The organism is Weissella sagaensis (assembly GCF_010306265.1).
In the GTDB taxonomy this organism is placed as follows: Bacteria; Bacillota; Bacilli; order Lactobacillales; family Lactobacillaceae; genus Weissella; species Weissella sagaensis.
The window spans coordinates 233,496-250,561 of record NZ_BLKA01000002.1 but is presented as its reverse complement, the minus strand read 5'-3'; the positions used below and the strand labels follow the sequence as shown (position 1 = coordinate 250,561).

Here is a 17,066-nt window from a genome sequence, read left to right as displayed (position 1 = left end):
TAGATTGCTTTTAGTTTCGTTTGTTTTGAAATTTTTAGTCATAAAAATACTCCAAAAGTTAAATTTTTACTTTAACTTTTGGAGTACCCCTCAGAGAACGAAGGTTTATTTTTGTGATCTGTGTGTTGGTATTAATATGCAACACGTTATTCTTAAAATTATATGTGCAACACTATTTATTTACGATTTTCCAATTATTTGGAATTTCCACAGTATGTGTAATCTTGACTAAATGGTCCTCTTCCTTAAATTTAAATAGCCATGACATTAGTTCAGAATTATACTGCCACTTTGTTGTTTTCGTAACTACTTGTGCAGTATTACTATTTATTTTTTATAATTAGCTGATTTTTTCAAGCTAGCTAAGACATTATTTTTATCCGGAACAAAATGTACTCTAGCTGTCTGATCATCTGCTGAATCTTTAAACATCATAATATAATGATTATTTTCAATTTTTTTCGTTATTAACATACCTACCGGAACATTTGCAGGTGCTGCCGAATAAATTTGCTTATGTTGTACTGTTGTCTCTTTTGACATACCATAATGATTATACATATTAGCTGACAAAGCAATGACAAATCCCATAAACACAAACATAAATAATCCACCAAAACTATAACGTAATATACGATTATTTATCAGTAGCAAGCTAACAATCATCAAAATCATTGCAATAACAATTATCCACAGAATCATATTAAGCCTCCTTCTCATTTTCATAAAGATAACAAATAACAGTCCAATCACTGCAAAAGCAAGACTGATAATGAATGCCCATTGAAAGCCATCCAATGAAGCATCCAATGATTTTTTAGCATATTGTAAAGGTGCTGTTTTTTTCATCGCATCATTTGGCGTATTATTATTGATAACATTTTGAACAACAGAAGTCATTAAGGCCACCACAACAGAACTTGAAACTTGCCGTAATGTATTATTTGCTGCTGTTGCATCTGCAGCTTTTTCATCAGGCAACGCCCCCATTGCAGCCGTTGTTAATGGCATCATTAGCAAGGCAATACCAATCATTCGCAACGCATACAAAACAGTGATGATAGTGGTTGGTGTTTGTTCGGTCAAGAACACAAAAGGTAGTGTTCCTAATAGCAAAACGAAAAAACCAACAAATGACAATATTTTGATTCCTACCTTGTTATATAAAACACCTGCAATCGGGCTTACAAATCCCATAAATAGTGCACCCCACAACAAGGTTAATCCCGAATCTAATGGGGTCAAACCACGTACATTCTGCAAATACGTCGGTAGCATCATCTCAACCCCGTACATTGCCATAGTAACTAGTAATAATCCGATAGTTGGAATAGTAAAGTTTTTATTTAAAAATACCCGAATATCTAAAAATGGTACTGGTAGCTTTAACTGACGCCATCCAAAAATAATCAAAATAATAATACCAATTACAATAGGTGAAACAACAGTTGCTAAATCACCCCAACCATCGGAACTAACATTTGTAAAGCCCCATAAGAATAAACCAAACCCTACTGTTGAAGTAATAATTGAAATCAAATCTAGCTTAACTGGTCTGTTCTTTAGCACATCCTTTATAAAAAATGGTGAAAGTACAGTCGCAATCACAATTAAAATAAGCGGCAAAATAAAAATTGATCGCCAATCATTCGAAAGGGTTATGCCAAATAAAGTATGATCTTTATTTAAAATAAATCCTGTCAGGGTCGGTCCAAATGCAGGTGCCATTCCAACAACCAATCCCATTAATCCCATGGCAACACCACGTTCTTTTGGCGCATACATATTTACAATAACTACCTGTAGTAACGGTAACATAACACCAACGGCAATGGCTGCGATAATACGACCCGCAACAAACATCCACCAATAATTACCATTTTCTGGTGTCAGCATACTCATCAAAACACCAATTGTTAATAGTCCATATGATATAATATGCAAATATTTTGTTGAAAAACGGTTTGCAAAATATGCTGATAATGGCACCATAATACCATTCATTAACAAAAACCATGTGGTTGCTTGCTGTGCAGTTGCTAAATTAATATCAAACGCTGTCATTAATGTTGGTAATGCTGTTCCCAACGATGTTTGCATCAAACCACCCGACATCGCAGCAATCATCATTACAGACAAAACAACCGTGCGATTATAATTTTTACCGTGTTGGTCTACTTTCATCTCTCTTCTCGCCTCACTCTTTTTATTCTCTCAATGAATTAAAATGTTTCATTGAATTTCAAAAGTTTACCACTAAAAAAAGTATGATACAATATGTATCAGTGAGTCAATATCTACAATACTGTATCAGGAGAATTTATATGAATCATAGTCTGCAAGAAAATTTGCGCGTAAAAAATCAAATTGTCAATGGCCTATTTAAATTGTTAAAAGTAAAATCTTTTTCAAGTATAAAAATAACTGAACTAATTAAAGTTTCTAATGTCGCACGTGCAAGTTATTATCGAAATTTTGATACAATCGAGGATATATTAGTCTTCTATTTTAAACAAATCCAACTTAATCGACGCTATCCATTTAAGAAAAATCATCTCCTGAATGCGCAAAACAATTTACAAGGTGTTCAAGAAAGTTTCGAAATAATTTACTCAGAAAAAGAACGAATCGAGTTATTACTACAAAATGGCTTATCCGATTATTTTTATCAGTTACTTTCTGATCAAATTATTGATCAAGTTGGTGATATGCCAGCAAATTCAATTGAAAGATATCGTTTATATGTTATTATTGGCATAATTTTTAGTATTATTTCAGAATGGATTACATCTGGTACGCAAGAATCGCCCAAAGAAATGGCTGCACTAACAATACATTATTTAAATAAAAGTATATTGTAATTGCATATAATTACCTACTCAGTTCGGTACCGTTGCTGATCCACTATTAGGCGCACTAACTTAATTGAACCGTCTGAAGTGTCAAAGTAACGGGCGGTTTTTATTTGTCTTACTTCTTTGATGGTCGATATACGTTAACACAAAAATGACACGAACAATGGCATTAAAGGCATTACATCGTGAACAGCCATTTCTAGCCAATCCTTCTTTTTATGCTATGCATGATATTTTCAAATTTCTTCCTGGAACTTTAAGTCTGATTTAATAGCTTTATCTAAGTAAGGCATACTAACACTCATGATAGATAACCAAATTATTCCGGCTATTAAATAAACGATTGACCCATTAGTGGTTTTTTGAAAAATAAATGTAAATATTAATGTTCCAATCGGCATAATAATTGTACAAGCAGTTGTCATAATTGTGGTTACGCGCCCTAAAATTTTTGTTGGAGTTGTCTTTTGTATATTAACTTGTGTTGTTATATTTAACATTGCAACGCCAAACCCACCGAAAAACATAATTGCTCCACCAATTATACTGATCAAATGAACATTTTTTGTAATCAATAATAATATTCCCAACAATATAAAATAAAAACTACAAATAAATAAAGGTGCAATAATTTTGAATTTTTCACCTTTATTATCAGGCCAAAAATTCAATAGTAAAGCGGCAACTAACCCTCCTAACGCATTAAAAGTATCTAAAATACCAATTAATGCGTTATTTAAACTTAATTGGGTATTAATAATATATGGTAGCCCAATATTGATAGCAGCAAAAATAAAATTTAAAAACACGGCAACAAAAATTAACATTTTAATTAATGGTCGTTTAGATACATAAATTAACCCTACTTGAAAATTTTTCAATGAAGATTTTTCTTCAAGGACATTATCAACGTTAGATGATACTTCATTATAGTAAAATCTCATCGTCGTCACGATTAAGGCTGATAATAATAAAGCACCCATAGCTATCCAAACGAAAACACGAAATCCAAAAGCAGCATATACCCCAATACCTAACATAGGTGCCAAAATATTTGACAAGGAGTTGGCACCGCTTGTCAATGAGCTTAGCTGGTGTATTTTTTGATTATTTACTAGTTCATGAACGGAAGCAGTATATGCGGTACTTGCAAAAACAGAAGCAATAGTGTTCATAGTAACAAAAATACTAATTGGAATAAATTTAAACATACCCGTAAAATAATCAATCGTCAGTAATAAAATTAGTAATAGTAGTATCCGCATTAGCATACTCATAATAATGATTCTTTTATGTGGTAATCGATCAGTTAAGTTTCCTATTGGAACCATAAATAACAAACTAATAATTGGACCAATGGCTAATTCAACACCAAAACTTAATGCTGAATGTGTCTGATTTAAAAGCATTAATCCAAGACCATATGTAAACATATTGCTACTTAATGAACTTATTAAATTAGTCAATACATCCTTAAAAATTTGTTTATTTGATGCTTTTGTATCAATTGTCATCGTTTTATCCCCCTGATAAAATTTAATAATTTAACTTTATCAATATATTGAGAGATAATAATATGAGTTAGGTTGCAAATATGCGACATCCTAAACTTAATAGGAGAAATATATGAATAAATTAGGTCCTACTATAAAAAAAATACGTATTATTAAAGGTTTGTCTCAAAAACAGGTATATACAAATATTATTTCACGATCGTTTGCTAATCGATTTGAAAGTGGCACCAATGATATTCAGTCTGAAAAGTTTTTAATGATTCTTGATAATTTAGGTATTTCACCTTCTGAATTTCAATATATAAATAATAATTATGAGCTACCAATGGCGGAACAGTTACTAGCCAAAATAAATTATTTATATGAAACACATGCATTTAAAACATTATCAAATTGGTTAAAGCAGCACAAAGAATCACATAATGTTCAAATACAGATTGTTAGTGGTTACGCTGAAGTGTTATTATCTTCTTATAGTTATCATCGGTTTCCTTTATCAAAAAATATTCAAATGCTCATGCTTCATCTACTAAACGAAAAAAGTTGGACACTCCAAGAAATCAGGATGGTTAAAATTCTAATCCCCATCATTGCGACTCATGAAGAATTTAATATTAATATTGAAACAATAACAAATCGTATTGAAGAAAATTACAAACATTACTTAACAAAATATGCTGATCCCTTTCAAATTTCTAATGAGTTAATCAATTACTATGGTGTTGTCTTACAGAATTATTTAAATACTAAAAATTATCAAGCAGCGTATGGATTACGGAATAAATTTAATTTAGATGGACTTTTCTTAGATTGGAATGGTCAGATTTCTAAACAACTGTGGTTAGCTGTATGGGAATTGTACTTTGGTAATTATGAGCTTGGACGAGATACCCTTATTAAAATAATTGATTTTAAGTCAATGTTTCAAATAAGTTTTTCACTAAATATTGATGCGATATTTAAAATTCGTGTGGCAGATTCCAAAGCTTATCGATTTACAAAAAAGATTAAATAACTGTATTATTATATTTATTAAGGAGCTATTTATGGACTATCAAGATTACGTTAATATGGCACTAGTCGACAATAAAGGAATTAAGCTTATTCTTAAGGGAGAAATTCTAGGTGAAAACGATTAAAAAATTGGTGTGGTTTCGGTAGTTTTTATCACTAAAAATTCCCACACAGCTGAATTAAAATTAAATGAACTTAACAAAAATAAAAATACTGACGATTATTACATGTTATATAGTTGTCCGATAGATATAGACTTAACTGAACTTTCTCATTACCCTTCTATTGAAATTAAGCAAGCGGATTTTATGTAGTAATATACTGATAAGTATTTGGGGATTTTCCAAAGCTATGCTATAATTTAGTCGTAAACAAAAAGCCCCGTGCTACCAACACGAGGCCCAGGTTGTCTTGACGATGGCTTGAATTTAAATAGTTAAAAACCGCCTTGCTCGTCAAAGTTTTAGCGGTTTTTTTGTTTGCCCTACTTCTTGTGATGATTGTCGATATACGTCAACAACATCAACAAGAAGTTTCCAAATAGTATCATCAATGATACTGCTTGGAAAACAGACATGTTTAGCTAACCCGCCTTTCTTTAGATTTTGAAGTCTACGAACATTCGTTCATAGGCACCAACTCCTTTCGAATAGGATTAGCCACCGCCTTTAAACCTGTACAGTTATTATAACATATAAAAATGCCACAAGTGCTGTCATAATAGCATTTGTGGCATTTTTTGTATTGAGTAATTTATGCTTACCATTAACCATTTTTAATCATTTCAGGCATATCAGCCTCGGTTACTTTTTATCTAGGTAACGCTCTAATTGCGCTTTCTATGCTTCATCTATTTCATCACGTTGTTTCTCCGTGATGTCTTCTTTTGGATTATTTATTATTTTATGGTATGACAGACTAAAAAAGTACCGAATGAAAATAAAAATAGGCCAGCAAAATCGCTAGCCGTGGTTGAATTATAAATTAATTATTACACTATTGTTTTTTAATTGTTGTCACAAATTTATCAAAAAGAGCACGTTCATGTAGATTACGATTACATTGTAAACTATCAACACAAATATAGTTACCTTTTTTTGTATATCTACCATCCCCATGGCGTTTATTTAATGCTAAAAACATTGTTACGTTTTCTTCATGCTGACAAATTGAACAATATCCCCGTATAACTGGACTTGAAACATCACCAACTAGCCCTAAAAGCTGGTCTTGTTCATAATACAATATATATTTACGTCGTGTCGCAATATCATTCCAAGCAAAAAAAGTATAATCACGCCAGTCCACTACCGTTAAATCAGGTAGCGTCAATTTCTTAGTCTTGCGGAATGTTTGTTGTATTTGTTTTTTGTCTGGTGCTACAAAAGGCACGACAAACTCTTGTAATGTTTTGACCATTGTTTCAGTCGCACGGTGTCGCAATCGTCAATCCATGATATTAGAAATTAACTGCGTAATGGCAGGGTCATTACCAGGAACTGTATCGTGGATTTCCTCGGCAGCTAAATCTTGAAGGACGCCAATTGTCCGTAAATCATTGACTGATTGGTATTGATGTACCAAGTTATAGACAATGTCATTAATCTTCATATACTGATAGGGTTGTATTGTTAGTGTCATAAATTTTTCCTTTCATTTCTCATAATTAGAATCATTAGAAAGAAAGTTTTTTTCTAGTGATTCGATTAATAGTTATTAACCTTGTCACTAGCAGATACTATACGTACCATCTGATCACCTCCTAGAGCTACCCTAGTTTATCAAACCTTTTAAAAAAAAACAAATAAACCTTATATTGCTTACTGATACCCTAGAAAACAGGATAGCACGGTAACTAGCTACCACTAATCATAACCTTTATATGCTATAAGTTAGTATTGTTTAAATTATAGAAATAAACTTTTTTATCTGCCCATTCACCAAATTCAAACATAAATTTTTCACGAGTTGTTTCAAATGAAAAGCCTAATTTTTTTAGTAATTCCTGAGATGGTGTATTTGGGATACTAACATGTGCTTCAATTCTATGAAATCCTAATTCATTAGATGCTAACTTCAAAATAGCTGTTAATGCTTCAAAAGCATACCCTTTTCGCCATAATTGATTATGAATAAAATAACCAATTTCACCCCAATTCATATTCGCTCTGGCAAGTGTTGCAATATCAATCATACCAATATGATGTTGCGTTTTTTTATCAAAAATAGCAAAAATATAAGTGTCGTCTGCATGCCTTAATGCATCATGCTTTTGAACCAGCTCATTAAACCATTCTTGCGTACAAATACTCATATCTAATAAACCTTCATCAAAGGGATTTTGTGACGGTTGCCGTTGCGAAAACCCCTTGAACCAACTCTCATAGTCGGTTGTTTTTAATGGCCTAATAATCAATCTATCTGTAGAAATTTCTATCATTATTTATAATATTCTCTTTTCTTTCAAGTAATTAAATTCATTATAATTAATGCAATATTAAATGTGTATATTCTTTATGATATCTTAGAAAAGACTGTTTTTGGAAAGCTTCATATGCTATACATCTTACTATTAAATCACATAAAAGCAGCCAAATTTTTATGAATTTGGCTGCTTATTTATTTCATTCCTTCTCTTAAATAATATAGGATTACTTTTTAATTTAAATCACGAAATCCAATATCTTTTCGATAATAAAAATTAGTCAAATCCAAATTGGCTAGTGTCGTATTAACAATTGTTTGTGCCTTTTTAAGTGTTGATGCATGCGCAATCAGTGTAAAAATACGACCTCCCGAGCTATATAATGTTTTATTTTTTGCAACAACGCCACCATAAAAAATATTATCCGGCAAATCAGGTAATGCAATATGCTGTTTAGGATTATCTGGATATCCTGGTGCAGCAACAACTGTACCTATATAATATTCTTGATTTTGCCAAATCATTTTGGGCGTTTTCCCCATAATTAAGTTGCTTATTACTGTATAGAAATCACTTTCTAGCTGTGGCAGTAAAATCTGCGTCTCAGGATCGCCTAAACGAACATTGAACTCAATCACTTTAGTGCCTTCAGGTGTTAAGATGCAGCCAATATATAAGGTACCAGCATACATTAAATTTTCTTGCCGTAATCCATCCATGATTGGTAAAATAATTGATTTTTTGAGTTGCGCAATGATTTCCTCCGTAATATGTGGCACGGGTGAGTACGCTCCCATACCGCCAGTATTAGGTCCTTCATCGCCCGCAAATAACTTCTTATGATCCTGTGATATTGGCAAAATAACCGGCTCAGGTCCACCAACAAATACCATCAATGAAAATTCTTCACCCGTTAAATATTCTTCTATTAGAATTTGATCCGATTTTTGTATACCTTCACGCAAAGCTGGCACCAATTCATCCGCTTTTGTCACAATTTTAACACCTTTACCACTTGCTAAGCCGTTCTCTTTAATAACGATTGGTAAAGATAATCGCTGAGTATACTCTAAGGCCTGATTAACATCGGTAAATACATTAAAATCCGCAGTCGGTACGTGATGACGCCTCATAAAATCTTTTGCAAATTGTTTATTGCTTTCTAATTTTGCAGCATTTTGATTAGGCCCAAAAACTTTTAATCCTTTAGCTGTTAAAAAATTTACAATTCCCTCAGCTAATGGTGCCTCTGGTCCGACAAACACCAAGTCTATCTGTTGTTTAGCAGCAAACGTGGCTAATTGTCCAAAATCATTTTCTAAAATAGCAACCGTTTGAATACCACTTGCTTGCATACCCGGATTTCCTGGTGCACAAAAAACTGTTGCAACCTGTTTACTCTTCAAAAAAGTTGTCGCAATTGCGTGTTCACGCGCACCAGATCCAATTACAAGAACATTAAACATTAAAATATCCCTCCTAATGTCTAAAGTGACGCACGCCAGTTGTCACCATTGCGATACCATACTTATCGGCCATAGCAATGGAATCCTTATCATGAATACTACCACCTGGCTGCACAATAGCCTTAATATTATGTTGTGCAGCATACTCTACACAATCATCCATTGGGAAAAAGGCATCTGATGCTAAAATAGCCGCTTCATAACCTTCCTTTGGCATCGCTTTTTGTATGGCAATCTTTGTTGCATCAATGCGATTAGGTTGCCCCATACCAACACCTAATGTTTTTGTCGCAGTTGTCACAACAACCGCATTACTTTTTACAAATTTTACAACATGCTGTCCAAATTGTAATGCCTTCAATTGTTCAGCTGTAGGTTGCTGCTTTGTTACTACTGTGAACGTTTCAGCCTCTTCAACCTGGCGATCGGTTTCTTGTATAAGTAATCCACCACTAACTGCAATGGTTTCAAAACGATCTGCTGCATCGGCATGGCTCAAATCAGCTTGTAATAAACGAATATTCTTTTTTCGACCCAAAATTTCTAAAGCTTCTTTGCTAAATGATGGCGCAATCACAATTTCCAAGAAAATTTTATGCATTTTTTGGGCAGTTGCTACATCAATTTCACGATTAACTGCTACAATACCACCAAAAATAGACATTGGATCTGATTCATACGCTTCATTCCAGGCTTGTTCAATATTATCAGCAATCCCAACTCCACATGGATTCATATGTTTCATCGCAACCACACATGGTTCTAAAAATTCACTAACCATGTTTAAAGCGGCATTGGCATCTTTCAAATTATTAAATGATAGTTCCTTGCCATGCAATTGTTTTGTGATAATTGAAAGTTTTGCAGGAATAGGATGACGATAAAATGCAGCCGTTTGATGACTATTTTCACCATAACGTAAACTTTGCTGTTTTTCATACGTTAATGTTAACTTCTCTGGAAACGCGTCATCGGTTAAGTAATTAGCAATTAATGCATCATATGCCGCAGTGTGTTGGAATACCTTTGTTGCTAATTCTTTTTTAAATGCCAAATCATTTTGTTCAGCTTCTAAAAACGATACGACTGATGCATAATCAGCAGGATCTACAATTGTCAAAACATCCGCAAAATTTTTAGCAGCAGCACGTAACATTGAAGGACCACCAATATCAATTTGTTCGATTGCTTCGGCTTGAGTAGTTTCAGATTTTTCAATCGTTTCTTTGAAAGGATACAAATTAACAACTACTAAATCAATTGGTGAAATGTCTGCTTCACGTAATTGTGCCATATGATCCGGATTATCACGTTTTGCTAATAAGCCACCGTGAATTTTAGGATGTAAAGTTTTAACACGGCCATCTAGCATTTCAGGGAATCCTGTAACGTCTTCAACACCCGTCACGGTTAAACCACCTTTTTCAAGCGCCTTTTTTGTACCACCTGTTGAAATAACTTCAAAATCTAAGTCAATTAATTGACGTGCAAATTCAAGCAACCCGGTTTTATCTGAAACGCTTAATAATGCTTTTTTAGTCATTTTTAGAATTCCCCTTTTTCTAATAGATCTTTGACAATCGATGGATAAAATATATGTTCAGTTTGATGCACTCTTCGCTCAAGATCTGCTAATTTATCTGTTTTATAAATTGGTACTTCACACTGCGCAATAATTTTACCAGAGTCAATACCTTCATCAACCCAGTGAATGGTTACGCCAGTTTGTGAAATACCAGCTTGATAAGCATCTTCAATACCATGACGACCCGGAAAATTAGGTAATAATGCTGGATGAATATTAATTATTTTCCCAGCATATTTTGCTAATAAAGTCGGCCCCACAATCCGCATATAGCCAGCTAGTAAAATAAAATCAATTTGTTCAGCAACTAATTTTTTTATGATAGCTGATTCTGCTGCTGCCTTATTTGTATAGTCTTTAAAGTTAATGACTATACTTGGCACTTTTTCTTGCCTTGCCCGTTGTAAGACATTAACATTTTGATGATCACATACTAACAAGCTAACTTGAACTGGTATTTTTTCCTGAACAAAAGCCTGGCACAGTGCTGTAAAATTTGTGCCCTCACCTGAAGCAAAAATCGCAATTTTTTTGATCGTTGACATCACTGCAACTCACCTTTCAAATTTACTTGCTGGGTTCCTGGTATAAGCTTACCAATTTGATAAGCCTGTTCACCTGCTTGCTGTAAGGCATTTATGACGTATTTCACATGTTTGGCATCAACTGCTAACACCATACCAATACCTAAATTAAAAGTGTTAGTCATATCTGAAAATGTAAGTTGCCCAAGCGTTTGTAACGATTGCATAATTTGTGGTAATGGCCAAGCATCAACATTAATTTCAGCATCTAATTTCCCGTTCAAAATACGACCAACATTTTCAATTAATCCACCACCCGTAATATGTGCAATCGCATGTATTTGATTTTGTTGTACTAATGGATAAACTGAATCAACATAAATGCGTGTTGGTTTTAATAATTCTGTTTGCAAATCTTGTTGGTGACCAGGTAATGTATCAGTCAAGGTATAATCATGTTGTTTAAATAAGATATTCCGTACTAAACTAAAGCCATTTGAATGTAAGCCATTGGATGCTATACCAATCAATACATCACCAACCTGTGTGTTGTCAGCTAGTAATAATTGTTTCTTATCAGCAATACCAACTGCAAAACCAGCTAAATCGTAATGCTGATCATGATACATATCTGGCATTTCTGCTGTTTCACCACCTAATAGTACGGTACCAGCTTGTTTTACTCCCGCAACTACCCCCGTCAAAATATCCTTGGTTTGTATTGCATCTAAATGACCTGTACCAATATAATCTAGAAAAAATAATGGTTTCGCCCCTTGTGCCAACACATCATTGACACACATTGCCACCAAATCAATACCAACTTGTGTGTTTTGATTAGCCTGAATAGCAACCAACAACTTTGTACCAACACCGTCCGTACCTGCAACCAAAACTGGATTTTGAAATGGGCCAATATCTAACGGAAATAAACCGCCAAATGAACCTAATGCTTCGTTTTGTGTTAAATTCTTAATTTGGCTAACCAGTTGATATCCTGCATTAATATCGACACCCGCCTTCTTATAAGCATCCATTTTATAATCCTTCCTGTTAGCTTAATTTACGACATTGTAACGCCATTTATTACATCACGATGATGTAATTTGTTTTGCTCTTCGTCATATTGTTTTTGATAATCATATAGTGGTGTTGGATAATTGCCATCAAAATAAGCAACACACAAACTACCATTCGGTGCGCCAGCTTCTAATCCTACTGCTTGTATCAAACTTGGCACACTTAAAAATCCCAATGAATCTGAACTAAACGTTTGGCACATTTCTGTCAAAGTCTGGTTTGCTGCAATCAATTCGCTAGCATGTTGAATATCAATACCATAAAAGCATGGATATTTTAGCTCTGGCGAAGCAATGCGTAAGTGAACCTCAGCTGCCCCGGCATCTTTTAACAATTTCACAATCCTTCGACTAGTGGTGCCTCGTACAATAGAATCATCAACTAAAACTACCCGTTTACCTGCTACAACCCCTCTCACTGCCGAAAGCTTCATATTGACACCTTGTTCACGTAACTTTTTGGTTGGTTGGATGAAGGTACGACCAGAATACTGATTTTTAACTAATCCCATTTCATAAGGTAGTCCTGATTCTTGTGCATAGCCCATGGCTGCTGATAATGAAGAATTAGGCACGCCTATCACCATATCTGCTTTTACAGGATGTTCCTTGGCCAATAAAGCGCCCATTCGCTTACGAGCAGAATGAACATTGACACCATAAATATCTGAATCCGGGCGCGCAAAGTAAATAAATTCCATAGAGCAAATTGCTAATTGTGTGTCTGTTGTGTAAGTTGAGATGACTAACCCATTATTATCAATTTTTAATAATTGACCAGGTTGTACATCACATAAAAAAGTTGCACCAACTGCACTTAATGCACAAGTTTCACTACAAATAACAAAACCCCCATTTGATAATTTACCGACAACAAGTGGCCGGAAACCATTTGGGTCAAGTGCTGCATAAAGACTATCTTTGGTCAAAAGTAAATAGGCAAAACCACCTTTAATTTGTCTCAGAGCATCTTTAATTTGCTCATCCAAAGTTGTTTCTTTACTCAAACGAATAAGATGCATCAAATTTTCAGAGTCTGAACTTGATTGATAAATAGCACCTCTGCTTTCCAGAGTTTGACGAATTGTTTGTGCGTTGGTCAAATTACCATTATGAGCAAGTGCGAATTGTGTATCACTAAAATTAAAAGGCAACGGTTGAATATTTTCTAATAAATTACTACCTGCAGTTGAATACCGAACATGACCAATGGCTGCTTGACCCTGTAATTTTTCAAGTTCCACTGCATTAAACACATCATTTAATAAACCTAAATCACGTTTTGTTCTAAGTTGGCCATTATTATTAATTGTAATACCGGCGCCTTCTTGACCACGATGCTGTAAGGAAAATAAACCTGTATAGGTTAGAAATGCTGCATCAGGTGTCCCCCAGACACCGAAAACGCCACACTCTTCATTTAAATGACTTACTTCAAGCTGCATGGTAAAGCCCCTTCCCAAATATTCAATGCCTGTGAAACTGATAACTTAAACTCACCGTCTTGTGCCATTACGTGTAAAAAGTCGTTATCGGTGACTTGTCCTAAACAAGTGGCATGTTCACCTAATAAACGCTCAAATGCTAGTTGATCTTGAGGACTGACTGATACAACAAAACGCGATTGTGTCTCAGCAAAAAACTGACGAACCGTCAATTCACTAACTAAGTTAACGCCTAAATGATTACCAAATGTGGCTTCAGCAATAGCAACAATTAACCCACCTTCTGATACATCATGAGCACTTTGTAAAAGATTATTTTCAATTGCCTGCATCACAAAATTTTGCATTTTAAATTCATTTTCTAAATCAAAATCAAATAATTGACCTGAAATTTTACCTGTTTGCATTTTTTGGATTTCTGAACCATTGAAATCATTATGCGTTTGACCAATAACATAGACAAAGTCACCAGCTTGTTTAAAATCTTGTGTGGTAATATGCTCTAATCCTTGAATTAAACCAACCATCCCAACCATTGGTGTTGGATAAATTGGGACATCATTAAATTCATTGTGCAAAGAAACATTTCCTGATATAACTGGTGTTGCAAAGGTTTCACATGCTTCGCTCATTCCCTGCACAGCTTGATCTAATTCATAAAATTGTTCTGGCTTTTCTGGATTTCCAAAATTCAAACAATCAGTGATACCAAGTGGTAATCCTCCTGAAGCAACAATATTTCTAGCTGCTTCAGCAACAGCAATTTGACCACCAATTCGTGGATTTAAATATAAATAACGGCCGTTAACATCTGTTGTCATCGCTAATGCTTTATCATAATGACGGACCCGTACAACCGCTGCATCCGAACCAGGCTTCACAAGCGTATTTGTTTGAACTTGTGAATCATAAGTCTCATATAGACTTTTTTTAGATGCGATGGTTAATTGTGCTAACATCTGTCGTAATACTCTGGTGGGTGAAGCAATATTTGGAACAAATTGTCTCGTGCTTGCTTGTTCAATCCGAGCAGGCACTTTACTTTGACGATAATAAACAGGTGCTTGTGATGCTAATGCATCAACTGGGACATCGGCAACAATATTACCATGGTGAAGTAATTGGTAATGGTCATCATCAGTTACGTGACCAATAGTAATAGCCTCAACACCATATTCAGCAAACACTGACAAAATTTCATCTTCATAACCTTTTTTGACACACAACAACATACGTTCCTGTGATTCAGACAACATCATTTCGAAAGGCGTCATGTTAGCTTCTCGTTGTGGTACTAAATCCAAATTCAAAATCATTCCATTTCCACCAGCTTTTGAACCCATCTCCGCTGAAGAAGAAACTAATCCTGCAGCCCCCATATCTTGCATCCCAATCAAAGCATCTGCATGATTAGTACTAATCTCTAAACACGCTTCCATCACTAATTTTTCTGTAAAAGGGTCGCCAACCTGTACTGCAGAGCGTTGATTTTCATGTTCAGAATCAAATTGTGCCGATGCAAATGATGCGCCATTAATACCATCACGACCGGTTTTAGCACCGATATAAATAATACTATTACCAACACCAGCTGCAGCACCAACTTGAATGTTATCTAACGCCATCAAACCGACACACATGACGTTCACCAATGGGTTTTGTGAATAAGCATCATCAAAGGCAATATCACCACCTACTGTTGGCACTCCAATACTATTACCGTATGCACCAATGCCGGCAACCACTTGGGAAATTAAATATCGATCAGCTGCTGTACGTGGTGTTCCAAAGCGTAAACTATCTAAACTAGCAATTGGACGCGCACCCATTGAGAAAATATCACGTAAAATACCTCCCACACCAGTTGTCGCTCCTTGAAATGGCTCCACGGCTGATGGATGATTATGGCTTTCAGCTTTGAAAACAACGCCTTGACCATCACCAATATCAATGATTCCGGCTCCTTCACCAGGTCCTTTTACAACACGAGGACCTTTTGAGAAGAATTTTTTCAAAACTGGTTTTGAATTTTTATATGAGCAATGCTCACTCCACATACCTGAAAAAAGACCGATTTCAGTATAATTAGGTAAACGACCAAGGACCTCGTTTTTAATTAATTGATACTCATCATCTGAAAGTCCTAATGATTGGTAAAGTTTTTACTCTTCAATTATCGTTGGTGAAATTTCTGTAGCTTGAACATCGATATTACTCATGAAAAGCCACCTCACCTGTCTTAATAAAATTAATGATTGACGTGAATAATTGCCTACCATCATCTGATCCTAAAATTTTTTCAACTGCACGTTATGGATGTGGCATCATACCAAGTACATTACCTTTTTGGTTTGTAATACCAGCAATATCCGATACGCTACCATTGGGATTGTTATGATATCTAAAAATAATTTGATTATTTGCTTCTAAACTTTTAAGCGTTTGTGTATCACAATAGTAATTACCATCACCATGTGCAATGGGCAGTGTAATGAGGGCTCCTTCATCATACAAATTAGAAAATGGACTTTGATTATTTGTCACAATTAACTGTTGATCACGACATATAAATTGTGCAACTGTATTCTTTTGTAGTGCTCCTGGTAACAGACCAGCTTCGGTTAAAATTTGGAACCCATTACAAATACCAATGACTGGCTTACCACTATTAGCAAACTCACGTAGCGCAGGAATAATTGGCGCAAAACGTGCAATAGCGCCACTACGTAGATAGTCACCGTACGAAAACCCACCCGGCACAATCACTGCATCAAAATCAATTAATGAATCTGAATCATAAGATACTAACGCTGCTTCTTCACAAAGAATATCGGTAATGGCATAATAAGCATCCAACTCACAGTTAGATGCCGGAAATGCTAAAATCGCAAATTTCATGATATACCCTCCGATTCAATAATTTCGTAGGTATAGTTCTCCATATTGTAATTTGCTAGCATGCGATCACTAATTTCATTAACTTCTTGTACAATTTCTGCCCGAGTTAACTCATCTGAAAAAGTTAATTCAAATGTTTTACCAACTTTTAATTGCGTAATATTTTCATAGCCCAGGCGTCCTAGTGCCTGTTGAATGGCTTGTGCTTCTGGATTTAGAATAGACTCTTTGTAATTCACAAAAACTTTAACGATTGTCATG

The 17,066-nt window shown here is 34.7% G+C and carries 15 protein-coding genes and 3 pseudogenes; 2 read left to right on the top strand and 16 right to left on the bottom strand.

All coding sequences use genetic code 11. From position 1 onward, the window contains the following. Positions 1-172: 172 nt before the first annotated feature. From G7Y65_RS09530 to G7Y65_RS03755, 3 genes and pseudogenes are all read right to left on the bottom strand, one after another. Entirely contained in the window at positions 173-331 is a 159-nt protein-coding gene (locus G7Y65_RS09530) for a DUF4811 domain-containing protein (RefSeq protein WP_165314658.1), read from the bottom strand. Beyond that, positions 328-666 carry a DUF4811 domain-containing protein gene (locus G7Y65_RS09525; protein WP_275669039.1) on the bottom strand — a complete coding sequence of 113 codons (339 nt, stop codon included), beginning with the start codon at positions 664-666 and terminating at the stop codon, positions 328-330. Before G7Y65_RS09525 ends, G7Y65_RS09530 begins: the two co-directional genes overlap by 4 nt. A 54-nt stretch (positions 667-720) precedes the next feature. Beyond that, positions 721-2,184: pseudogene (locus G7Y65_RS03755) on the bottom strand (DHA2 family efflux MFS transporter permease subunit); the annotation flags it as partial. 140 nt (positions 2,185-2,324) lie between these two features. On the opposite strand from G7Y65_RS03755, the gene G7Y65_RS03750 reads away from it, so the two are divergent. Continuing rightward, on the top strand, positions 2,325-2,861 hold the full coding sequence (locus G7Y65_RS03750; protein ID WP_165314644.1) for a TetR/AcrR family transcriptional regulator C-terminal domain-containing protein: 537 nt from the start codon (positions 2,325-2,327) through the stop codon (positions 2,859-2,861). 230 nt (positions 2,862-3,091) lie between these two features. Here the strand turns inward: G7Y65_RS03750 and G7Y65_RS03745 are convergent, their stop codons facing one another. After that, a complete protein-coding gene (locus tag G7Y65_RS03745) occupies positions 3,092-4,369 on the bottom strand; it encodes an MFS transporter (protein WP_150189768.1) in 1,278 nt (425 codons plus the stop codon). A gap of 112 nt (positions 4,370-4,481) precedes the next feature. On the opposite strand from G7Y65_RS03745, the gene G7Y65_RS03740 reads away from it, so the two are divergent. Then, a complete protein-coding gene (locus tag G7Y65_RS03740; protein ID WP_150189769.1) occupies positions 4,482-5,384 on the top strand; it encodes a helix-turn-helix domain-containing protein in 903 nt (300 codons plus the stop codon). Positions 5,385-5,867: 483 nt separating this feature from the next. On the opposite strand, the gene G7Y65_RS09300 is transcribed toward G7Y65_RS03740, so the two are convergent. The 12 genes and pseudogenes from G7Y65_RS09300 to purS form a co-directional block, all read right to left on the bottom strand. Then, positions 5,868-5,960 (bottom strand): putative holin-like toxin, encoded by a 93-nt coding sequence (locus G7Y65_RS09300; RefSeq protein ID WP_228179811.1) that lies wholly within the window; start codon positions 5,958-5,960, stop codon positions 5,868-5,870. A gap of 419 nt (positions 5,961-6,379) precedes the next feature. Beyond that, the gene (locus G7Y65_RS03735) at positions 6,380-6,826 is read right to left on the bottom strand and encodes a FusB/FusC family EF-G-binding protein (protein WP_165314643.1); all 447 of its coding nucleotides are present in this window, start codon (positions 6,824-6,826) and stop codon (positions 6,380-6,382) included. A 3-nt stretch (positions 6,827-6,829) separates the two neighbouring features. Then, positions 6,830-7,024 (bottom strand): hypothetical protein, encoded by a 195-nt coding sequence (locus G7Y65_RS03730; protein WP_165314642.1) that lies wholly within the window; start codon positions 7,022-7,024, stop codon positions 6,830-6,832. 244 nt (positions 7,025-7,268) lie between these two features. Then, positions 7,269-7,823, bottom strand: a complete 555-nt coding sequence (locus tag G7Y65_RS03725) for a GNAT family N-acetyltransferase (protein ID WP_165314641.1) — start codon at positions 7,821-7,823, stop codon at positions 7,269-7,271. Between the two features lie 218 nt (positions 7,824-8,041). After that, a complete protein-coding gene (gene purD, locus G7Y65_RS03720) occupies positions 8,042-9,274 on the bottom strand; it encodes a phosphoribosylamine--glycine ligase (protein WP_165314639.1) in 1,233 nt (410 codons plus the stop codon). 13 nt (positions 9,275-9,287) lie between these two features. After that, positions 9,288-10,817, bottom strand: coding sequence for a bifunctional phosphoribosylaminoimidazolecarboxamide formyltransferase/IMP cyclohydrolase (gene purH / locus G7Y65_RS03715; RefSeq protein WP_165206923.1), 1,530 nt, complete (start codon positions 10,815-10,817; stop codon positions 9,288-9,290). 2 nt (positions 10,818-10,819) lie between these two features. Next, entirely contained in the window at positions 10,820-11,404 is a 585-nt protein-coding gene (purN, locus tag G7Y65_RS03710) for a phosphoribosylglycinamide formyltransferase (RefSeq protein ID WP_206221232.1), read from the bottom strand. Beyond that, positions 11,404-12,420, bottom strand: coding sequence for a phosphoribosylformylglycinamidine cyclo-ligase (purM, locus tag G7Y65_RS03705; protein WP_150189775.1), 1,017 nt, complete (start codon positions 12,418-12,420; stop codon positions 11,404-11,406). Before purM ends, purN begins: the two co-directional genes overlap by 1 nt. Positions 12,421-12,446: 26 nt before the next feature. Continuing rightward, the gene (purF, locus tag G7Y65_RS03700) at positions 12,447-13,907 is read right to left on the bottom strand and encodes an amidophosphoribosyltransferase (protein ID WP_150189776.1); all 1,461 of its coding nucleotides are present in this window, start codon (positions 13,905-13,907) and stop codon (positions 12,447-12,449) included. Further along, positions 13,892-16,126 (bottom strand): annotated as a pseudogene (gene purL / locus G7Y65_RS03695) (phosphoribosylformylglycinamidine synthase subunit PurL). The gene purF and the pseudogene purL overlap by 16 nt, the downstream one beginning before the upstream one ends. Beyond that, positions 16,119-16,805: pseudogene (purQ, locus tag G7Y65_RS03690) on the bottom strand (phosphoribosylformylglycinamidine synthase subunit PurQ). The pseudogenes purL and purQ overlap by 8 nt, the downstream one beginning before the upstream one ends. After that, entirely contained in the window at positions 16,802-17,065 is a 264-nt protein-coding gene (purS, locus tag G7Y65_RS03685) for a phosphoribosylformylglycinamidine synthase subunit PurS (RefSeq protein WP_150189779.1), read from the bottom strand. The pseudogene purQ and the gene purS overlap by 4 nt, the downstream one beginning before the upstream one ends. Position 17,066 lies beyond the last annotated feature (1 nt).